At 69.5% G+C, this 15,295-nt stretch carries 14 protein-coding genes; 1 reads left to right on the top strand and 13 read right to left on the bottom strand.

Annotation, left to right across the window (positions count from 1 at the left end):
- Positions 1–12 precede the first annotated feature (12 nt).
- The 13 genes from metK to pyrR all read right to left on the bottom strand — a co-directional run bounded on the left by metK (position 13) and on the right by pyrR (position 14,398).
- Positions 13–1,221 (bottom strand): methionine adenosyltransferase, encoded by a 1,209-nt coding sequence (gene metK, locus ACIBK4_RS47895; protein ID WP_393763705.1) that lies wholly within the window; start codon positions 1,219–1,221, stop codon positions 13–15.
- 251 nt (positions 1,222–1,472) lie between these two features.
- Positions 1,473–2,675 (bottom strand): bifunctional phosphopantothenoylcysteine decarboxylase/phosphopantothenate--cysteine ligase CoaBC, encoded by a 1,203-nt coding sequence (coaBC, locus tag ACIBK4_RS47890; RefSeq protein ID WP_399006040.1) that lies wholly within the window; start codon positions 2,673–2,675, stop codon positions 1,473–1,475.
- A 132-nt stretch (positions 2,676–2,807) separates the two neighbouring features.
- Positions 2,808–3,080, bottom strand: coding sequence for a DNA-directed RNA polymerase subunit omega (gene rpoZ, locus ACIBK4_RS47885; RefSeq protein WP_019059732.1), 273 nt, complete (start codon positions 3,078–3,080; stop codon positions 2,808–2,810).
- A gap of 40 nt (positions 3,081–3,120) precedes the next feature.
- Positions 3,121–3,714, bottom strand: a complete 594-nt coding sequence (gene gmk / locus ACIBK4_RS47880; RefSeq protein WP_078652511.1) for a guanylate kinase — start codon at positions 3,712–3,714, stop codon at positions 3,121–3,123.
- Positions 3,715–3,773: 59 nt separating this feature from the next.
- Positions 3,774–4,097, bottom strand: coding sequence for an integration host factor (locus ACIBK4_RS47875; RefSeq protein WP_019059734.1), 324 nt, complete (start codon positions 4,095–4,097; stop codon positions 3,774–3,776).
- A gap of 288 nt (positions 4,098–4,385) precedes the next feature.
- Positions 4,386–5,231 (bottom strand): orotidine-5'-phosphate decarboxylase, encoded by an 846-nt coding sequence (gene pyrF / locus ACIBK4_RS47870; protein ID WP_399006036.1) that lies wholly within the window; start codon positions 5,229–5,231, stop codon positions 4,386–4,388.
- Positions 5,228–6,337 (bottom strand): quinone-dependent dihydroorotate dehydrogenase, encoded by a 1,110-nt coding sequence (locus tag ACIBK4_RS47865; RefSeq protein WP_399006034.1) that lies wholly within the window; start codon positions 6,335–6,337, stop codon positions 5,228–5,230. Before ACIBK4_RS47865 ends, pyrF begins: the two co-directional genes overlap by 4 nt.
- 76 nt (positions 6,338–6,413) lie before the next feature.
- Positions 6,414–9,722, bottom strand: a complete 3,309-nt coding sequence (carB, locus tag ACIBK4_RS47860; RefSeq protein WP_399006032.1) for a carbamoyl-phosphate synthase large subunit — start codon at positions 9,720–9,722, stop codon at positions 6,414–6,416.
- The gene (gene carA / locus ACIBK4_RS47855) at positions 9,715–10,857 is read right to left on the bottom strand and encodes a glutamine-hydrolyzing carbamoyl-phosphate synthase small subunit (RefSeq protein ID WP_399006030.1); all 1,143 of its coding nucleotides are present in this window, start codon (positions 10,855–10,857) and stop codon (positions 9,715–9,717) included. Before carA ends, carB begins: the two co-directional genes overlap by 8 nt.
- Complete coding sequence (locus ACIBK4_RS47850) at positions 10,854–11,432, bottom strand: hypothetical protein (protein ID WP_399006028.1); 579 nt, start codon at positions 11,430–11,432, stop codon at positions 10,854–10,856. The genes carA and ACIBK4_RS47850 overlap by 4 nt, the downstream gene beginning before the upstream one ends.
- On the bottom strand, positions 11,429–12,715 hold the full coding sequence (locus ACIBK4_RS47845; protein WP_399006026.1) for a dihydroorotase: 1,287 nt from the start codon (positions 12,713–12,715) through the stop codon (positions 11,429–11,431). The genes ACIBK4_RS47850 and ACIBK4_RS47845 overlap by 4 nt, the downstream gene beginning before the upstream one ends.
- A gap of 5 nt (positions 12,716–12,720) precedes the next feature.
- Positions 12,721–13,698 carry an aspartate carbamoyltransferase catalytic subunit gene (locus ACIBK4_RS47840; protein WP_399006024.1) on the bottom strand — a complete coding sequence of 326 codons (978 nt, stop codon included), beginning with the start codon at positions 13,696–13,698 and terminating at the stop codon, positions 12,721–12,723.
- A gap of 118 nt (positions 13,699–13,816) precedes the next feature.
- The gene (pyrR, locus tag ACIBK4_RS47835) at positions 13,817–14,398 is read right to left on the bottom strand and encodes a bifunctional pyr operon transcriptional regulator/uracil phosphoribosyltransferase PyrR (RefSeq protein WP_366323163.1); all 582 of its coding nucleotides are present in this window, start codon (positions 14,396–14,398) and stop codon (positions 13,817–13,819) included.
- A gap of 252 nt (positions 14,399–14,650) precedes the next feature.
- Between pyrR and bldD the strand changes: the two genes are divergently transcribed.
- On the top strand, positions 14,651–15,151 hold the full coding sequence (gene bldD / locus ACIBK4_RS47830) for a transcriptional regulator BldD (RefSeq protein ID WP_003956405.1): 501 nt from the start codon (positions 14,651–14,653) through the stop codon (positions 15,149–15,151).
- Positions 15,152–15,295 lie beyond the last annotated feature (144 nt).

Here is a 15,295-nt window from a genome sequence, read left to right as displayed (position 1 = left end):
GCGGCGCGGGACCTACAGCCCCGCCGCCTTCCGCAGCGCGTCCACGCGGTCCGTGCGCTCCCACGTGAAGTCGGGGATCTCACGGCCGAAGTGGCCGTACGCGGCGGTCTGGGCGTAGATCGGGCGCAGCAGGTCCAGGTCGCGGATGATGGCGGCCGGGCGGAGGTCGAAGACCTCGTCGATCGCCTTCTCGATCCGGTCGGTGTCGACCTTCTCCGTGCCGAACGTCTCGACGAACAGACCCACCGGCTCGGCCTTGCCGATCGCGTACGCGACCTGTACCTCGCAGCGCGAGGCGAGGCCCGCAGCGACGACGTTCTTGGCGACCCAGCGCATCGCGTACGCCGCCGAACGGTCCACCTTGGACGGGTCCTTGCCCGAGAAGGCGCCGCCGCCGTGGCGGGCCATGCCGCCGTAGGTGTCGATGATGATCTTGCGGCCGGTCAGGCCGGCGTCGCCCATCGGGCCGCCGATCTCGAAGCGGCCGGTGGGGTTCACGAGCAGGCGGTAGCCGTCGGTGTCGAGCTTGATGCCCTCTTCGACGAGCGCCTTCAGCTCGGCCTCGACCACGAACTCGCGGATGTCGGGGGCGAGCAGCGACTCCAGGTCGATGTCCGACGCGTGCTGCGAGGAGACGACGACCGTGTCGAGGCGGACGGCCTTGTCGCCGTCGTACTCGATGGTGACCTGGGTCTTGCCGTCGGGGCGCAGGTACGGGATGGTCCCGTTCTTGCGGACCTCCGAAAGGCGCTTCGACAGGCGGTGCGCCAGGAAGATCGGGAGCGGCATCAGCGTCGGCGTCTCGTCCGTCGCGTAGCCGAACATCAGGCCCTGGTCGCCAGCGCCCTGCTTGTCGAGCTCGTCGTCGTCGCCCTCGACACGGTTCTCGTACGCCGTGTCGACACCCTGCGCGATGTCAGGGGACTGCGCGCCGATGGACACCGACACACCGCAGGAGGCGCCGTCGAAGCCCTTCTTGGAGGAGTCGTAGCCGATCTCCAGGATCTTGTCGCGGACGAGCTGCGCGATGGGCGCGTAGGTCTTGGTGGTGACCTCTCCGGCCACGTGCACCAGGCCGGTCGTGATCAGCGTCTCGACGGCGACCCGGGAGGTCGGGTCCTCCGCCAGAAGCGCGTCGAGAATGGTGTCGCTGATCTGGTCAGCGATCTTGTCGGGGTGACCTTCGGTCACGGACTCCGAGGTGAACAGGCGACGGGACACAACGCTCCCTGAGGTTGCAGCGGCTGCTGGCTGATCATTGGCGGACGGGACGGGAGCTGCGCCCGACGTCGTCCTGAGAACAGTTTATCGGTCGCGGTCGGCAGACGGTCCCCCTGTCTCGTCTCTCGGGAAACGCTGTGACCTGCGGCACGCGCATTTTGCCGAATGCCGAGTGCCGTTGGCCAGAGCCGCCACGCGCGAATGTCAGGTTTCGGCGAACTGACAGACAGCTGACAGATGGCTGAAACAAATCAGGCGAGACGCTGTGCCACCAGGTCCCACACGGTCTCGGCCAGGGCTTCCTTCGGTCCGTGGGGAACGGCGGTCTCACTGCCGTCGGCCCCCAGCACCACCGCCTCGTTCTCCTCGGAACCGAACGTCTTGCGCTCCCCCACCTCGTTCACCACCAGCAGATCGCACCCCTTGCGCGCCAGTTTGGTACGGCCGTTGGCGAGCACGTCGTCCGTCTCGGCGGCGAACCCGACGACCACCTGGCCGGGACGCGCCCGGTCGGCGGAGATCTCCGCGAGGATGTCCGGATTCCGCACCAGGACGATGGGGTCGGGGTCCTTGTCGTCCTTCTTCTTGATCTTCCCGGTCGCGTACTCCGCCGGCCGGAAGTCCGCGACCGCCGCGGCCATGACGACCGCGTCCGCGTCCGCGGCGGCCTTCAACACCGCTTCCCGCAGCTGTACGGCGGTCCCGACCGGGACGACGTCGACGCCCGCCGGGTCCGGCAGTTCCGTGTTCGCCGCGATCAGCGTGACCCGGGCGCCCCGGGCGGCGGCGGTGCGCGCGAGGGCGTAACCCTGCTTGCCGGAGGAGCGGTTGCCGAGGAAGCGGACCGGGTCGAGGGGCTCGCGGGTGCCGCCGCCGCTGACGACGACGTGCCGGCCCTTGAGGTCGGGCTCGGTGACGCCGCGCGCGAGCACCCGGCGGCAGACCTCGAAGATCTCGGCCGGGTCGGGCAGCCGGCCCTTGCCGGTGTCGACGCCGGTCAGTCGCCCGACGGCCGGTTCGATCACGACGGCACCGCGGCGGCGCAGTGTCGCCACGTTCTCCTGGGTGGCCGGGTGTTCCCACATCTCCGTGTGCATGGCGGGCGCGAAGACGACCGGACAGCGGGCGGTGAGAAGGGTGTTGGTGAGGAGATCGTCGGCCAGGCCGTGGGCCGCCTTCGCCAGCATGTCCGTCGTCGCCGGGGCCACGATCACCAGGTCGGCACTCTGGCCGATGCGCACATGCGGGACTTCGTGGACGTCGTCCCACACCTCGGTCGAGACGGGGTGCCCGGAGAGCGCGGACCAGGTGGCCGCGCCCACGAAGTGCAGGGCGGACGCGGTGGGGACGACCCGGACGTCATGGCCCGACTCCGTCAGTCTGCGCAGCAGCTCACAGGCCTTGTACGCGGCGATGCCACCGCTGACCCCCAGAACGACCTTGGGCTTGTCCACCGTCTCTCCCCGAGCTCGGAAACGTGCGTGCGACTCATGCGACTCGCGTGCGACTCGTGCGACCCGTACAACTCCATGACACACCACAGGCCCGACAGTCGCTGCCGGGCCTGTGGATAAAGCTGGTGCGGCTCAGGTCGCGGGGCCCTCGACGGCCTCGGACGTCAGCAGACCCGCGTTGATCTCGCGCAGGGCGATCGAGAGCGGCTTCTCGTGGACATGGGTGTCGACGAGCGGACCGACGTACTCCAGGAGGCCCTCGCCGAGCTGCGAGTAGTACGCGTTGATCTGACGGGCACGCTTGGCGGCGTAGATCACGAGGCTGTACTTCGAGTCGGTGGCCTCGAGGAGCTCGTCGATCGGAGGGTTGATGATGCCCTCGGGAGCGGTGATGGAAGAGGACACGCTCTGCCTTCCGAAAGATGGGATGAGATCGGAAAAACGATCACACAACTTCCATCAAGGCTAGCAGCTCGCGCGCTACGTCCTCGACGGAGGTGTTGACCAGGGTCGCGTCGAACTCGGGCTCCGCCGCCAGCTCGATCTTGGCCGCGTCCAGGCGGCGCTCGATCACCTCGGGCGGCTCGGTGCCCCGTCCGGTGAGCCGGCGCACCAGCTCCTCCCAGGAGGGAGGAGCCAGGAACACCGAATGCGCCTCGGCCATGGACTCGCGGACCTGTCGGGCGCCCTGGAGATCGATCTCCAGGAGGACCGGCACGCCGGACTCCAGATGTTCGAGCACGGCGGTACGCGGTGTGCCGTAGCGGTTGCCCGCGAATTCGGCCCACTCCAGCAGCTCGCCGTTGGCGATCAGCTTGTCCATCTCCTCGTCGGAGACGAAGAAGTAGTGGACACCGTGCTTCTCGCCGGGGCGTGGCCTGCGGGTCGTCGCCGACACCGAGAGCCACACCTCGGGGTGTTCCTTGCGCATATGGGCGACGACCGTGCTCTTGCCGACCCCAGAGGGGCCGGAGAGCACGGTCAGCCGCGGACGTACGTCCGGGGGCTCGGGGGTCGTCCCCCGGAATGTTGCAGCCATGCAGCGATTATTCCAGCAATCCCGGTGTGCCCGGGACTCCCGGTCCGGAGTACCCGGACTCAGGAACCAGTGCTGCCGAACTCACGCTCCAGGGAGGCGATCTGGTTGGAACCAAGGCCACGGACACGGCGGCTCTCGGAGATACCGAGTCGCTCCATGATCTGCTTGGCGCGGACCTTGCCCACGCCGGGCAGGGACTCAAGCAGGGCGGAGACCTTCATCTTGCCGATGACGTCGTTCTCCTGGCCCTGCTTGATGACGTCATGCAGGGAGGCGCCGGAGTGCTTGAGTCGATTCTTGACCTCGGCCCGCTCCCGGCGAGCCGCGGCGGCCTTTTCGAGCGCGGCTGCGCGCTGTTCAGGGGTAAGGGGCGGAAGAGCCACGCCTACGTCACCTCGGATGTCGAACTGTCGGATACGGACCGGTGAGGAACCTAGTCGCCCCACACCTGGGGAGCTACGAGCAACACGCTGCCCGTTGACTCTGCTCGGAGACTAGCGGCCAGGGACGCCAGAGTCAGCGAGAACAGAGGAAAAGTCCTGGTCAGCCTGCGCCAGGCCGGACATTCCCGACATAATGCCCCTGATTTGAGGATGTATTCAGACTCAAGTCGCTCCGGAGTCGCCCGTCGAACCACTCATCGGAGGACTCGATCGACCCGTTCGAACACCTCAGACGGTCGCAAAGGCGACGCGAATGTCCTCCGCGAAGCGATCCGAGGCCTCCTGGAGGGCTCCGACGTCGGGACCGTGACGTAGAACACCTCGGCTCACGTTCGGAACGACATTGCGCAGCACCGACCCGAAGACCCCGGGAAGATCGGCCGGAGTGGCCCCCTGCGCCCCGATGCCGGGCGCGAGGATCGGACCGTTGACGGCGAGGTCGTACGACGACAGGTCGCCCAGGGTGGCGCCGACAACGGCACCGAAGGACCCCAGCGGGGTCTCCCCCGCGTTCTCGGCCGCCAGGTGGGCCAGCATGGTCGCTCCGATGTTCCGGCCGTCCGCGCGGACCGCGTGCTGCACCTCGCCGCCCTCCGGGTTGGAGGTCAGCGCCAGCACGAAGAGGCCCGCGCCGCTCTCCCGCGCCAGTTCGATCGCCGGGGCGAGGGAGCCGTAGCCGAGATACGGGGAGACCGTCAGCGCGTCGGAGAAGAGCGGGGAGTCCTTCCGGAGGAAGGACTCGGCGTACGCGGCCATGGTCGAGCCGATGTCGCCGCGCTTGGCGTCCATCACGACCAGCGCGCCGGCCGCGCGCGCCTCCTCGACGGACTTCTCCAGGACGGCGATCCCGCGCGAGCCGAAGCGCTCGAAGAACGCGCTCTGCGGCTTGAGGACGGCGACCCGGTCGGCGAGCGCCTCGACGACCGTGCGGCTGAACCGCTCAAGGCCGACCACGTCGTCGTTCAGGCCCCACTCGGTGAGCAGCGAGGCGTGCGGGTCGATGCCGACGCAGAGCGGGCCACGCTCGTCCATGGCCGAGCGGAGACGTGCGCCGAAGGGTTCGAGGGGGCTCATACCGGCTGCTTCCTTACGTCGGCGCCGACCGCGTCGGCGAGGGTGGCGTACGGGCTCGTGCGCAGGCGTGCGGCGAGGCCCTTGTGGATGGCGCGGCCCCAGAAGGGCCCTTCGTAGACGAAGGCGCTGTAGCCCTGCACGAGCGTGGCACCGGCGAGGATGCGCTGCCAGGCGTCCTCGGCGTTCTCGATGCCGCCGACGCCCACGAGGGTGATGCGGTCGCCCACGCGCGCGTAGAGGCGGCGCAGTACCTCCAGGGAGCGGGCCTTCAGCGGCGCCCCGGACAGTCCGCCGGTCTCCTTGACGAGCTCGGGTTCGGATTTCAAACCGAGGCCCTCGCGCGCGATGGTGGTGTTGGTGGCGATGATGCCGTCCAGACCGAGTTCGACCGCGAGGTCGGCGACCGCGTCGACGTCCTCGTCAGCGAGGTCCGGGGCGATCTTCACCAGGAGCGGGACGCGGCGGTCGGTCACCACGCGGTCGGCGGCTTCGCGGACGGCGGTCAGCAGCGGGCGCAGTGCCTCGGTCGCCTGGAGGTTGCGCAGCCCGGGCGTGTTGGGCGACGACACGTTGACGACGAGATAGTCGGCGTGCCGGGCGAGTCGCTCGGTCGACTTCACGTAGTCGCCGACGGCCTCCTCCTCGGGGACGACCTTGGTCTTGCCGATGTTGACGCCCACGACGGTCTTGAAAACCGTCGCGCGAGCCTCCAGGCGGGCCGCCACGGCCGCGGAGCCCTCGTTGTTGAAGCCCATGCGGTTGATCAGCGCCCGGTCCGGCACAAGGCGGAACAGCCGCTTCTTGGGATTGCCGGGCTGCGGCTCCCCCGTGACCGTGCCGATCTCGACGTGGTCGAAGCCGAGCATCGACATGCCGTCGATCGCGACCGCGTTCTTGTCGAAGCCGGCCGCGAGCCCGAACGGGCCGTGCATGCGCAGCCCGAAGGCCTCGGTCCGCAGCTCCTCGAACCGGGGCGCGAGGGCCGCCGCGACGAACGTCCGCAGCGCCGGGATCCGGAGGGCGAGCCGGATCCAGCGGAAGGCGAGGTGATGGGCCTGCTCCGGGTCCATCCGTTTGAAGACCAGACGGAAGAAAAGCTTGTACATGTCTCAGGTGTCCTTCGAAACCTCGTGAGCCTCACGAGAAGGGGGACACCGTTTCCGGTGTCCCCCTCTTCGGCTGCTAGTCGCGGGCCGCGGTCAGGTGCTGCGCGTGTTCCTGGAGTGAACGCACGCCCACGTCACCGTGGTTGAGGGCGTCGATGCCCTGGACGGCTGCGGCGAGCGCCTGGACCGTCGTGAGGCAGGGCACGGACCGGGCCACGGCCGCCGTACGGATCTCGTAGCCGTCGAGGCGGCCGCCGGTGCCGTAGGGCGTGTTGACGATGAGGTCGACCTCGCCGTCGTGGATGAGCTGGACGATGGTCTTCTCGCCGTTCGGGCCGACGCCCTCGGACTGCTTGCGGACGACCGTCGCGTTCAGGCCGTTGCGCTTGAGGACCTCGGCGGTGCCGGAGGTGGCGAGCAACTCGAAGCCGTGGGCGACCAGTTCACGCGCCGGGAAGATCATCGAGCGCTTGTCGCGGTTGGCGACCGAGATGAACGCGCGGCCCTTGGTGGGCAGCGGGCCGTAGGCACCCGCCTGGGACTTGGCGTACGCCGTGCCGAAGACGGAGTCGATGCCCATGACCTCGCCGGTGGAGCGCATCTCCGGGCCGAGGACCGTGTCGACGCCGCGGCCGTGGATGTCGCGGAAGCGCGACCACGGCATGACGGCCTCCTTGACGGAGATCGGCGCGTCCAGCGGGAGTTCGCCGCCGTCGCCGTGGGCCGGGAGCAGGCCCTCGGCGCGCAGTTCGGCGACGGTCGCGCCCAGGGAGATGCGGGCGGCGGCCTTCGCGAGCGGCACCGCGGTCGCCTTCGAGGTGAAGGGAACCGTACGGGACGCGCGCGGGTTGGCCTCCAGGACGTAGAGGATGTCGCCGGCCATCGCGAACTGGATGTTGATCAGTCCGCGGACTCCAACGCCCTTGGCGATGGCCTCCGTTGAAGCGCGCAGGCGCTTGATGTCGAAGCCGCCCAGGGTGATCGGGGGCAGGGCGCAGGCCGAGTCGCCGGAGTGGATGCCGGCCTCCTCGATGTGCTCCATGACGCCGCCGAGGTAGAGCTCGTGGCCGTCGTAGAGCGCGTCGACGTCGATCTCGATGGCGTCGTCCAGGAAGCGGTCGACCAGGACCGGCCGCGAAGGGCTGATCTCGGTGGACTCGGCGATGTACGACTCCAGGCGGGTCTCGTCGTAGACGATCTCCATGCCGCGTCCGCCGAGGACGTAGGACGGGCGGACGAGGACCGGGTAGCCGATCTCGTCGGCGATGGCCTTGGCGCCCACGAAGGTGGTCGCGGTGCCGTGCTTGGGGGCCGGGAGGCCCGCCTCGGCGAGGACCTGGCCGAAGGCGCCGCGGTCCTCGGCGGCGTGGATCGCCTCCGGGGACGTGCCGACGACCGGGACGCCGTTGTCCTTCAGTGCCTGTGCCAGGCCGAGCGGGGTCTGACCGCCGAGCTGGACGATGACGCCCGCGACCGGTCCCGCCTTCTGCTCCGCGTGGACGATCTCCAGCACGTCTTCGAGCGTGAGCGGCTCGAAGTACAGGCGGTCGGAGGTGTCGTAGTCCGTGGAGACGGTCTCGGGGTTGCAGTTGACCATCACGGTCTCGTAGCCCGCGTCGCTGAGCGCGAAGGAGGCGTGGACGCAGGAGTAGTCGAACTCGATGCCCTGGCCGATGCGGTTGGGGCCCGACCCCAGGATGATGACCGCGGGCTTCTCGCGCGGGGCGACCTCGTTCTCCTCGTCGTAGGACGAGTAGAAGTACGGCGTCTTCGCGGCGAACTCGGCGGCACAGGTGTCGACCGTCTTGTAGACCGGACGGATGCCCAGCGCGTGCCGGACCTCGCGGACGACGTCCTCGCGCAGGCCGCGGATCTCGCCGATCTGCTGGTCGGAGAAGCCGTGCCGCTTGGCCTCGGCGAGCAGCTCCGGGTCCAGCTTGTCGGCGGCGGCCAGCTCGTCGGCGATCTCCTTGATGAGGAAGAGCTGGTCGACGAACCAGGGGTCGATCTTCGTGTACGCGAAGACCTCCTCCTGGGTGGCGCCCGCGCGGATGGCCTGCATGACGGTGTTGATCCGGCCGTCGGTGGGCCGTACGGCCTCCTCCAGCAGCTGGACCTTGTCGCCGGGCTCGCCGACGAACGTGAACTGGCTGCCCTTCTTCTCCAGCGAGCGCAGCGCCTTCTGGAAGGCCTCGGTGAAGTTGCGGCCGATGGCCATGGCCTCGCCGACCGACTTCATGGTGGTGGTGAGGGTGGAGTCGGCGCTCGGGAACTTCTCGAAGGCGAAACGCGGGGCCTTCACGACCACGTAGTCGAGGGTCGGCTCGAAGGAGGCCGGGGTCTCGCGCGTGATGTCGTTCGGGATCTCGTCGAGCGTGTAGCCGACGGCCAGCTTGGCGGCGATCTTGGCGATCGGGAAGCCGGTCGCCTTGGAGGCCAGCGCCGAGGAGCGGGACACGCGCGGGTTCATCTCGATGACGATGACGCGGCCGTCGACCGGGTCGATCGCGAACTGGATGTTGCAGCCGCCGGTGTCGACGCCGACCTCGCGGATGATCGCGATGCCCACGTCACGCAGCACCTGGTACTCGCGGTCGGTCAGCGTCATCGCCGGGGCGACGGTGATCGAGTCGCCGGTGTGCACGCCCATGGGGTCGAAGTTCTCGATGGAGCAGACGACAACTACGTTGTCGTTCTTGTCGCGCATCAGCTCCAGCTCGTACTCCTTCCAGCCGAGGATGGACTCCTCCAGGAGGACCTCGGTGGTCGGCGAGAGGGTCAGGCCCTGGCCGGCGATGCGGCGCAACTCCTCCTCGTCGTGCGCGAAACCGGAACCGGCGCCACCCATCGTGAAGGAGGGACGCACGACCACCGGGTAGCCGCCGAGCGTGTCGACACCGGCGATCACGTCGTCCATGGAGTGGCAGATCACCGAGCGGGCGGACTCGCCGTAGCCGATCTTCTGGCGGACGGCCTCGACGACGCCCTTGAAGAGGTCGCGGTCCTCGCCCTTGTTGATGGCCTCGACGTTGGCGCCGATCAGCTCGACGCCGTACTTCTCCAGGGTGCCCGCCTCGTGCAGCGAGATGGCGGTGTTGAGCGCCGTCTGGCCGCCCAGGGTGGGCAGGAGGGCGTCCGGGCGCTCCTTGGCGATGATCTTCTCGACGAAGTCCGGGGTGATCGGCTCGACGTAGGTGGCGTCGGCGATCTCCGGGTCGGTCATGATCGTCGCCGGGTTGGAGTTCACCAGGATGACGCGGAGGCCCTCGGCGCGCAGGATGCGGCAGGCCTGGGTACCGGAGTAGTCGAATTCGGCGGCCTGGCCGATGACGATCGGACCCGAGCCGATGACCAGGACGGACTGGATATCGGAGCGCTTAGGCACGCTGGCCCTCCATCAGGGATACGAAGCGGTCGAACAGGTAGGCGGCGTCGTGCGGGCCGGCTGCCGCCTCGGGGTGGTACTGGACGCTGAACGCCGGCCGGTCGAGCAGCCGGAGCCCCTCGACGACCTGGTCGTTCAGGCAGACGTGGGAGACCTCGGCGCGGCCGTAGGGGGTCTCGGAGACCTTGTCGAGGGGCGCGTCGACGGCGAAGCCGTGGTTGTGCGCGGTGACCTCGACCTTGCCCGTCGTACGGTCCTGGACGGGCTGGTTGATGCCCCGATGGCCGTACTTCAGCTTGTAGGTGCCGAAGCCGAGCGCGCGGCCCAGGATCTGGTTGCCGAAGCAGATGCCGAAGAGCGGGGTGCCGCGCTCCAGGACTGCCTGCATGACGGCGACCGGGTGGTCGGCGGTGGCGGGGTCGCCCGGGCCGTTGGAGAAGAACACGCCGTCGGGCTGGACCGCGTAGACGTCCTCGACGGTCGCGGTGGCCGGGAGCACGTGCACCTCGATGCCGCGCTCGGCCATGCGGTGCGGGGTCATGCCCTTGATGCCGAGGTCGACGGCGGCGACGGTGTACTTCTTCTCACCGATCGCGGGGACGACGTACGCCTCCTTGGTGGCGACCTCCGCAGAGAGGTTCGCGCCCTTCATCTCCGGGGCCTCGCGCACCTCGGCGAGCATGGTGTCGTCGTCGGGCAGTGTGGTGCCGGAGAAGATGCCGACGCGCATGGCGCCGCGCTCGCGCAGATGGCGGGTCAACGCGCGCGTGTCGATGCCGGAGATCCCGACGACGCCCTGGTTGCGCAGCTCCTCGTCGAGCGAGCGGCGGGAGCGCCAGTTGGACGGCACGCGCGCGGGGTCGCGCACCACGTAACCGGCGACCCAGATGCGGGCCGACTCGGGGTCCTCGTCGTTCACCCCGGTGTTGCCGATGTGCGGGGCGGTCATCACGACGACCTGGCGGTGGTACGACGGGTCGGTCAGGGTCTCCTGGTAGCCGGTCATGCCGGTGGAGAACACGGCCTCGCCGAAGGTCACCCCCACGGACCCGTAGGCACGGCCGCGGAAGATCCGGCCGTCCTCCAGGACGAGTACGGCGGGAACCTTGGCGGCTCCCCTGGTGGAGGTGGTCATCGTGCGCCTTCCGTGTCGATGCTCTTCTTGTTGATCATGCTGTTCAAGGTCTCGACCCACTCACCGTGCTCGGCCGCGGTGTCGGACCGGAACCCGGAGTCGATCAGCCGGTCGCCGTGCGCCCACGTCACGACCAGGAGACCGCCCTCGCTGAGGACCTTCCCGGCGATGCCCTTGCCGAGCAGGGCCTCGCGCAGCGCCCCGGCCGGGATGAAGAAGTCGGTGGCTCCCGGTCGTACGACATCCAGGCCGGCCTCCGTCAGGGTCAGCTCGACCCGGCTGCGGGTGCCCAGGCCGTGCGCCACGATGCGGTCGAGCCACTGCCCGGCGGTGGTGGAGCCGTGGTAGCGGCCGCTCATCGTCAGTTTCGCCGGACCGGGGTCGGTCGGCGCGGTGGGAAGGTCCGGCAGGTCTCCCTGGAGCGTGCCGCGCCACTTCCAGCCCTCGCGCATCAGCCAGTAGACGAGCGCGATGAACAGGGCGAGGCCGACGAGCCAGCCGATGCGGGCGGCCCAGTCGGTCACCGGGGCGGACTTCTCCCCGGCCGCGAGGTGGGTCAGTTCCAGAGGTGTCACGTGAGCTTCCCGTCGACGAGCGTGGCCTTGCCCCGGAGCCAGGTGTGCGTCACACGGCCCGGCAGCTCACGCCCCTCGTACGGGGTGTTGCGACTGCGCGATGCGAAGCCCGCGGGGTCCACCGACCCACGGTATTCCGTGTCGACGAGCGTGAGGTTGGCGGGCTCACCAGCCGAGACGGGACGCCCGTGTCCGGTGGCCCGGCCGATCTCGGCGGGCTTGACGGACATGCGCTCGGCGACCCCGGTCCAGGTGAGGAGCCCGGTGTCCACCATGGTCTCCTGCACCACTGACAACGCGGTCTCCAGGCCGACCATCCCCATGGCGGCGGCGGCCCACTCGCAGTCCTTGTCCTCGTGCGGGTGCGGGGCGTGGTCGGTGGCGACGATGTCGATCGTGCCGTCGGCGAGCGCCTCACGCAGGGCCAGCACATCGCGCTCGGTGCGCAGCGGCGGGTTCACCTTGAAGACGGGGTTGTAGGAGCGCACCAGCTCATCCGTGAGGAGGAGGTGGTGCGGGGTGACCTCGGCGGTCACGTCGATGCCCCGGGACTTGGCCCAGCGGACGATCTCGACGGACCCGGCGGTCGACAGGTGGCAGATGTGGACGCGGGAACCGACGTGCTCGGCGAGCAGGACATCCCGGGCGATGATCGATTCTTCGGCCACCGCCGGCCAGCCCCCGAGCCCCAGTTCGGCCGAGACGACACCCTCGTTCATCTGGGCGCCCTCGGTGAGCCGCGGCTCCTGCGCGTGCTGGGCGACGACTCCCCCGAAGGCCTTCACGTACTCCAGGGCGCGGCGCATGATCACCGCGTCGTCGACGCACTTGCCGTCGTCGGAGAAGACGGTGACCCCGGCGGCCGACTCGTGCATGGCGCCCAGCTCGGCGAGCTTCTTGCCCTCCAGGCCGACGGTGACGGCACCGATGGGCTGCACATCGCAGTACCCGTGCTCCTGGCCGAGCCGGTAGACCTGCTCGACGACACCGGCGGTGTCGGCGACGGGGAAGGTGTTGGCCATGGCGAACACGGCCGTGTAACCGCCGCTCGCGGCAGCCCGCGTACCGGTCAGGACGGTCTCGGAGTCCTCACGGCCGGGCTCGCGCAGGTGGGTGTGCAGGTCGACGAGACCGGGGAGGAGGACCTTCCCGTCGGCCTCGACGACGTCGGCGCTCTCGGCGCTGAGACCGACACCGACCTCGGCGATGGTCTCCCCGTCGATCAGGACGTCCTGCGGCTCGCCGCCGAGCACCTTCGCACCACGGATCAGGATCTTGCTCATGTGACTTACTTCTCCTCGATACGGGCGTGGCTGACGGCGGGTTCGTTGCCGCCCAGAAGCAGATAGAGCACGGCCATCCGGATGGACACTCCGTTTGCGACCTGCTCGACGACGGTGCAGCGGTCCGAGTCGGCGACCTCGGCGGTGATCTCCATGCCCCGGACCATCGGCCCCGGGTGCATCACGATGGCGTGCTCGGGCATCTTCGCCATGCGGTCGCCATCGAGGCCGTAGCGCCGCGAGTACTCGCGCTCGGTCGGGAAGAACGCCGCGTTCATGCGCTCGCGCTGCACGCGCAGCAGCATCACCGCGTCGGACTTGGAGAGCGTGCTGTCGAGGTCGTACGACACCTCGCAGGGCCAGGACTCGACGCCGACCGGCACCAGGGTGGGCGGGGCGACGAGGGTGACCTCGGCGCCGAGGGTGTGCAGCAGGTCGACGTTCGAGCGGGCGACCCGGCTGTGCAGGATGTCGCCGACGAGCGTGATCCGCTTGCCGTCCAGGTCCTGCCCGATCCCGGTGTCCCGGCCGACGAGCCGGCGCCGCATGGTGAACGCGTCCAACAGGGCCTGCGTCGGGTGCTGGTGGGTGCCGTCTCCGGCGTTGATGACGGCCGCGTCGATCCACCCGGAGGTGGCGAGCCGGTACGGCGCCCCGGAGGCCCCGTGCCGGATGACGACCGCGTCGACGCCCATGGCCTCCAGGGTCTGCGCGGTGTCCTTCAGGGACTCGCCCTTGGAGACGCTCGACCCCTTGGCGGTGAAGTTGATCACGTCGGCGGAGAGGCGCTTCTCGGCGGCCTCGAAGGAGATACGCGTACGCGTGGAGTCCTCGAAGAAGAGGTTCACGACGGTACGGCCGCGCAGGGTCGGCAGTTTCTTGATCGGCCGGTCGGCGACCCTGGCCATCTCCTCGGCGGTGTCGAGGATCAGGACGGCGTCGTCGCGGGTGAGGTCGGCGGCCGAGATGAGATGACGCTGCATCTGTCAGGCTCCGTAAGGCAGTTCAGGTTTGGGGACCGGGGGCCTGGGGGTGTCCCCCAGGGAGCACAGCCGGGCAGGCAGGGGCGGCGGCGCGTACGACGGTCCGTACGCGTGCGTGCTACTGCTGCTGCTCGCCCGAGGAGGTCCGCTTGGCGCCGAGCAGCACGGTGTCGCGACCGTCCTCCTCGGCGAGCTGGACCTTGACCGTCTCCCGCAGCGACGTGGGGAGGTTCTTGCCGACGTAGTCGGCGCGGATGGGCAGTTCGCGGTGGCCTCTGTCGACCAGGACCGCGAGCTGCACCGCGCGGGGGCGCCCGATGTCGTTCAGGGCGTCGAGGGCGGCGCGGATGGTGCGGCCGGAGAAGAGCACGTCGTCGACGAGGACGACCAGGCGGCCGTCGATGCCGTCACCGGGGATGTCGGTGCGGGCCAGCGCGCGCGGCGGGTGCATGCGCAGGTCGTCGCGGTACATGGTGATGTCGAGGGAGCCGACCGGGATCTTGCGGTCGGTGATCTCTTCGAGCTTGACGGCGAGCCGCTGGGCGAGGAAGACGCCCCGGGTCGGGATGCCGAGGAGAACCACGTCGTCGGCGCCCTTGGCGCGCTCGACGATCTCGTGGGCGATGCGGGTCAGGACCCGCGCGATGTCGGGGGCTTCGAGAACCGGCCGGGCATCGGACTCGTACTGCTGGGTGTCCATAAGAAACGGACCTCCTTCTCCGCCTCACGGGACGGACCTTAAAGGACGTCGGATTTGCGCCATCCACGGTAGCAGGCCGAGGCGACACCCCAGATCACCCCTATGGCGTAATCGGACACCGCTACCACGGAAGAGCCGGTGCGGACCATTCGGCTTGACGCGGAAGCGTAACGCTGCGTAACCTCACAGTGAGTTACCAGCCGCGCGGCGCGGAAACACTGCAGCCGCGTCGACACAGTGTCCGGGAGCTATATGTCCAGCGAATACGCCAAACAGCTCGGGGCCAAGCTCCGGGCCATCCGCACCCAGCAGGGCCTTTCCCTCCACGGTGTCGAGGAGAAGTCCCAGGGACGCTGGAAGGCGGTCGTGGTCGGGTCGTACGAGCGCGGAGACCGTGCCGTCACCGTGCAGCGCCTCGCCGAGCTGGCGGACTTCTACGGGGTTCCGGTGCAGGAGCTGCTGCCGGGCACCACGCCGGGCGGGGCCGCCGAGCCGCCGCCGAAGCTGGTCCTCGACCTGGAGCGACTGGCCCACGTGCCCGCCGAGAAGGCCGGCCCGCTGCAGCGCTACGCGGCGACGATCCAGTCCCAGCGCGGCGACTACAACGGCAAGGTGCTCTCGATCCGCCAGGACGACCTGCGCACACTCGCCGTCATCTACGATCAGTCGCCCTCGGTCCTCACCGAGCAGCTCATCAGCTGGGGCGTGCTGGACGCGGACGCGCGTCGCGCGGTCTCGCACGAGGAGAGCTGAGCCGCTCCACGTCTGAGCAGAAACGTGGCGCCCGGGGGGGGGGGGGGGGGGGGGGGGGGGGGCGGCCGCCCCCCCCCCCGCGCGGGGGGGGGGGGGGCGGGGGGGGGCGGGCCCCCCCCCGCCCCCCACCCCCCCCCCCACCCC

The sequence above is a fragment of the Streptomyces sp. NPDC050528 genome, assembly GCF_044457795.1.
GTDB lineage: Bacteria > Actinomycetota > Actinomycetes > Streptomycetales > Streptomycetaceae > Streptomyces.
The sequence above is the reverse complement of the archived record's forward strand: the minus strand, read 5'-3'. Positions and strand labels throughout refer to the sequence as shown.